Source organism: Streptomyces sp. NPDC041135, from assembly GCF_055592085.1.
This window is the reverse complement of record NZ_JBVIYZ010000072.1, coordinates 1-5,568: the sequence shown is the minus strand read 5'-3', so window position 1 is coordinate 5,568 and position 5,568 is coordinate 1. Positions and strand designations below refer to the sequence as shown.

Annotated in this window: 1 protein-coding gene; it reads right to left on the bottom strand. The window is 75.7% G+C overall.

Annotated features, from left to right (window positions below):
* The coding region (locus ACZ6CZ_RS37495; RefSeq protein ID WP_469030489.1) for an SDR family NAD(P)-dependent oxidoreductase at positions 1-5,568 on the bottom strand (5,568 nt) is incomplete at both ends.

Below are 5,568 nucleotides of genomic sequence, written 5' to 3'. Positions count from 1 at the left end.
CGCCACACCTCAGCCAGCGACACCATCACCGCCCACAACGCCGGCTGCACCACATCCACCCGCTCCAGCACCGCGCCGTCACCCGACAGCAGCACATCCAGCAGATCCCACTCCACGAACTCCGACAACGCCTGCCCACACGCACGCAACCGCGCCTCGAACACCGGCGACGACGCGAACAGACCACGAGCCATCCCCACCCACTGCGACCCCTGCCCCGGGAAGACGAACACCGTCTTGCCCGGCACCGCCGCACCCGACACCACACCCCCCACCACCTCACCGGAAGCGAACGCGGAGAGGGAGCCGAGGAGTTCGCCGCGTTCGGCGCCGACGAGGACCGCACGGCGTTCGAAGGCGGTCCGGGTGGTGGCCAGGGCCCGGCCGACCGCGGCCGGGGTGAGTGCGGGCCGGGCCTCGACGAAGGCGGCCAGGCGCGCGGCCTGGTCGCGCAGCGCTTCGTCCGTGCGCGCGGAGATGACCCACGCGGCGGCCGCTGCGGGCTCCGTTGCCGTCTGCGGCGCCGGCTCCCGCGCCGGCTCGGGCCGGGGCTCGGGTGCCTGTTCCAGGACCAGGTGGGCGTTGGTGCCGCTGATCCCGAACGAGGAGACCGCGGCGCGGCGCGGCCGCTCCAGCTCCGGCCACGGCTGCTCGTCCGTCAGCAGTTCCACCGCGCCCCGGCTCCAGTCGACGTGCGGGGTGGGCGCGTCGACGTGCAGGGTGCGCGGCAGGACGTCGTGGTTGAGGGCCATGACCATCTTGATCACGCTGGCGACACCGGAGGCGGCCATGGTGTGTCCGATGTTGGACTTCAGCGAGCCGAGCCACAGCGGCGGTTCGGCGTCGCCGCGCTGGCCGTAGGTGGCCAGCAGCGCCTGCGCCTCGATCGGGTCACCGAGCTTGGTGCCGGTCCCGTGCGCCTCCACCACGTCGACGTCGGCCGCGGTGAGACCGGAGTTGGCCAGCGCCTGGCGGATCACCCGCTGCTGCGACGGCCCGTTCGGCGCCGTCAGACCATTGCTCGCACCGTCCTGGTTGACCGCGCTGCCCCGGATCACGGCGAGCACGTCGTGGCCGTTGCGGCGGGCGTCGGACAGCCGCTCCAGGACCAGGACGCCGACGCCCTCGCCCCAGCCGGTGCCGTCGGCCGCCGCCGCGAACGCCTTGATGCGGCTGTCGGCGGCCAGGCCGCGCTGGCGGCTGAACTCGGCGAAGATGCCCGGCGTGGCCAGCACGGACACGCCGCCCGCCAGGGCCAGGGAGCACTCGCCCTGGCGCAGCGCCTGCGCCGCCTGGTGCAGGGAGACCAGGGACGAGGAGCAGGCGGTGTCCACGGTGATCGCGGGGCCCTCTAGGCCCAGGAAGTAGGCGATACGGCCGGACAGGACGCTGGTGGTCTTGCCGGTGAGCCGGAACCCGTCGACCTTCTCGTCGGCGCCGTGCAGCGGGGAGCCGTACTCCTGGAACAGGGCGCCGATGAAGACGCCGGTCTGGCTGCCCTTGAGTTCGCCGGGCAGGATGCCCGCACGCTCCAGGGCCTCCCAGGCGGTCTCCAGCAGCAGGCGCTGCTGCGGGTCCATCGCCGCCGCCTCACGCGGGCTGATCCCGAAGAACTCGGCGTCGAACCGGGGTGCCCGGTAGAGGAAGCCGCCTTCGACGGCGTAGCTCTTGCCGGAGCGGTCGGGGTCGGGGTCGTAGAGGTTGTCCAGGTCCCAGCCGCGGTCGGTGGGCATGGCGCCGATGGCGTCCACGCCGTCGGCGACCAGCCGCCACAGGTCCTCGGGCGAGTCGGCGCCGCCGGGCAGCCGGCAGCCGATGCCGACGATCGCGACCGGGTCCGCCGCGTCGCCGCTGGCGGCCGCCGGTACCGGGGCGGCGGCCGCGTGGGCCGTCGTCTCCTCCTCGGCGCCGAAGAGTTCGCCGCGCAGGTGCCGGACCAGGTCGGTGGGGGTGGGGTAGTCGAAGACGGCCGTGGAGGACAGGCGGGCCCCGACGGTCTCGGTGAGCCGGTTGCGCAGTTCGACCGCGGACAGCGAGTCGAAGCCCAGCTCCTTGAACTTGGCGTCGGCGCCGATGGCGGCGGACGAGGCGTGGCCGAGGACGGTCGCCGCGTGCTCCCGCACCAGGTCCAGCAGGGCGCGGTCGCGGTCGGCCGGAGCCAGCCCGGCGAACCGTCCGCCGGCCCCGGTGGCCGCGGCGCCCGCACCCGCGGTGCGCCGGGTGCGGACCCGGACCAGGTTGCGCAGCACCTCGGGCAGGGTGCCCGCGGTGGCGCGGCCGGTCAGGCGGGCCGTGTCGAGCCGGGTGGCGACCGGGGCGGGCTCGCCGGCGGCGGTGGCCTCGTCGAAGAGGGCCATGCCCTCCTCGGAGGTGAGCGGGACCAGTCCGCTGCGGGTGATGCGGGCCAGGTCGACCTCGTCCAGCTCGCCGGTCATCTCGCTGCGTTCGTCCCAGAAGCCCCACGCGAGCGAGGTGGCGGGCAGGCCGTGGGCGTGCCGGTGCTGGGCGAGGGCGTCGAGGAAGACGTTGGCCGCCGCGTAGTTGCCCTGGCCGGCGTTGCCCAGGGCGCCCATCACGGACGAGTACAGGACGAAGTGCGTCAGGTCGGCGTCCCGGGTCAGCTCGTGCAGGTGCCAGGCCGCGTCGACCTTGGGCCGCAGCACGGCTTCGACGCGGTCGGGGGTGAGCGCGGAGACCAGCCCGTCGTCGAGGACGCCGGCGGTGTGCACGACCGCGCGCAGCGGCCGCCCGGCGGGAACGGTGGACAGGAGCGCGGCCAGCGCCGGGCGGTCGGTGACGTCGCAGGCGGCGACGGTGGCCTCGGCGCCCAGTGCGGCCAGTTCCGCGACGAGTTCCGCCGCGCCCCGGGCGGCCGGGCCGCGCCGGCTGACCAGCAGCAGGTGCCGGATGCCGTGCTCGGTGACCAGGTGACGGGCGACGAGCCGGCCGAGGGTGCCGGTGGCGCCGGTGATCAGGACGGTGCCCTCGGGGTCCCACCGGCGGGGCATGGTCAGCACGATCTTGCCGATGTGCTTGGCCTGGCTGAGGTACCGGAACGCCTCGGGTGCCTCGCGCACGTCCCAGGCGCGCACCGGGATCGGTGTCAGGGCGCCGCGCTCGAACAGCTCGACGAGGGCGAGCAGGATCCGCTGGTACTCGTCGGGCCGGTGCAGGGCGACCTGGATGAGGTCGAAGGCGGTGTAGTCGACGCCGGGGTGGTCGCGGGCGACCTGGTCGCGGTCGCGGATGTCGACCTTGCCCATCTCCACGAACCGGCCGCCGGGCGCGGTCAGCCGCAGGGTGGCGTCGACGAACTCGTTCGCCAGGCAGTCCAGGACGACGTCGATGCCGCGTCCGCCGGTCGCCTCCCGGAACTCGTGCTCGAAGTCCAGGGTGCGGGAGTTGGCGATGTGCCGGTCGTCGAGTCCGCCGGCGCGCAGGGTGTCCCACTTGCCGGTGGAGGCGGTGCCGTACACGTCGCCGCCGAGGTGCCGGGCGAGCTGCACGGCGGCCATGCCGACGCCGCCGGCGGCCGCGTGCACCAGCACCGACTCGCCGGGCCGGACCCGGCCGAGGGTGACCAGGCCGTAGTAGGCGGTGGCGAAGACGATGCCGACGGAGGCGGCCTGCTCGTAGCTCCAGCTGTCGGGGATGCGGGCGGCCCAGCGGGCGTCGGCGACCGTGACGGGCCCGAACGCGCCGGGCAGCATGCCGAGCACCCGGTCGCCGGGGCGCAGCGAGGTGACGGCGGAGCCGGTCTCGGTGACGACGCCCGCGCCCTCGCCCATGTCGGCGTCGCCCGGGTGGACGCCCAGCGCGATCAGCACGTCGCGGAAGTTCAGGCCGGCGGCGCGCACGGCGACGCGTATCTCGTGCGGCCGCAGCGGCCGGTCGGCCTCGTCGCAGGGCACCAGGGACAGCGATTCGAGCATGCCCTGACCGACGACGTCCAGCTTCCACGGGCGGCCGCGCGGCGGCACCAGGGCCTTGCCGGTCGCCGCCCGGGCCAGCCGCGGCACCAGCACGTCGCCGTCGCGCAGCGCGAGCTGCGACACGCCGGCCGCGAGGGCGGCGGGCAGCGCGGCCGCGGACCGCTCGTCGGCGTCGACGTCCAGCAGCAGGAACCGGCCCGGGTTCTCCGCCTGCGCCGACCGCAGCAGGCCCCACACCGGGGCGTTCGCCAGGTCGGTGAGCCGGCCGGTGTCCGGCGCCGCCACCGCGCCCCGGGTGACCACGGCGAGCCGCAGCCCGGCGAACCGTTCGTCGGCCAACCACTCCTGGATCAGGCCGAGGGTGGCGCGTACGGCGGTGTGGGCGGCCGCGGCCGGGTCGGCCGGGTCGCCTTCCTGGGGCGGGCGGCACAGCAGGACCGGGCCGGTCACGGCGGTGCCCCGCTCCAGGGCGGCGGTGAGGTCCGCGAGGCCGGCGAACCGGTGCTCGGGTGCCCCGGCGTCCGCCAGGCCCAGGTGGTCGGGGCCCAGCAGGCTCCAGGCGGCGGGCTGGGTGCTCCCGTCGGCGGTGAGCGTCGTCCAGTCGGTGCGCAGCAGTGCGTCGGCCACGTCGGCGGCGCCGAGCCGGGACAGGTCGGCGGTGCGCCACACCAGGGTGTCGACGGTGGCCGCGGGCACACCGGCGGCGTCGGCGACGGTCAGGGTGACGGCGTCGTCGGTGCCGGCCGGGGTGACGGCGACCCGCAGGGTCTGCGCGCCGCTCGCCCGGAGGCTGACGCCCTGCCAGGAGAACGGCAGCAGGATCCCGTCCCGCGGGGCGGTGCCGGTGGCGAGGACGGCGTGCAGGGCCGCGTCGAGGAGGGCGGGGTGGATGCCGAAGGCGGCGGCGTCGGCGCGCTGCGCCTCGTCCAGGGCGACCTCGGCGAACACCTCCGCACCGCGCCGCCACAGCGCGCGCAGTCCGCGGAAGGCGGGCCCGTAGCCGTAGCCCTGCTCGGCCAGGCGCGGGTAGAGGCCGTCGAGGTCGACGGTCTGCGCACCGGCCGGCGGCCACTGCGTCAGGTCGGGCGCGGCGGTGTCCTCGCCGGCCTCGCCCTCCAGGGTGCCGGTGGCGTGGCAGGTCCAGGTGATGCCCTTCGCGTCGCCGTCGGCGCGGGAGTGCACGCCGACGGTACGGCGCCCCTCGGCGTCCGGTTCGCCGACCTCGACGCGCAGCTGGACGCCGCCGCGCTCGGGCAGCACCAGCGGTTGGAGCAGGGTCAGTTCGCCGATCCGTTCGCAGCCGGCCTCGTCGGCCGCGCGCAGTGCCAGTTCCACGAACGCCGTGCCCGGCAGCAGCACCCGACCCGCGACCGCGTGGTCGGCGATCCAGCCGTGGGTGCGCAGCGACAGCCGTCCGGTGAGCACGAGCGCCGCCGAGCCGGCCAGTTCCACGACGGAGCTGAGCAGCGGGTGTCCGGCCGCCGCCTGTCCGATGGAGGAGGCGTCGCCCTGCGTGTCGGGGGCGGTCAGCCAGTAGTGCCGGTGCTGGAAGGGGTAGGTGGGCAGGTCGGCGCGGTGTGCGGTGGGCGGGGCGACGGCGGACCAGTCGACCGGTACCCCCTGCGCCCAGGCCTGA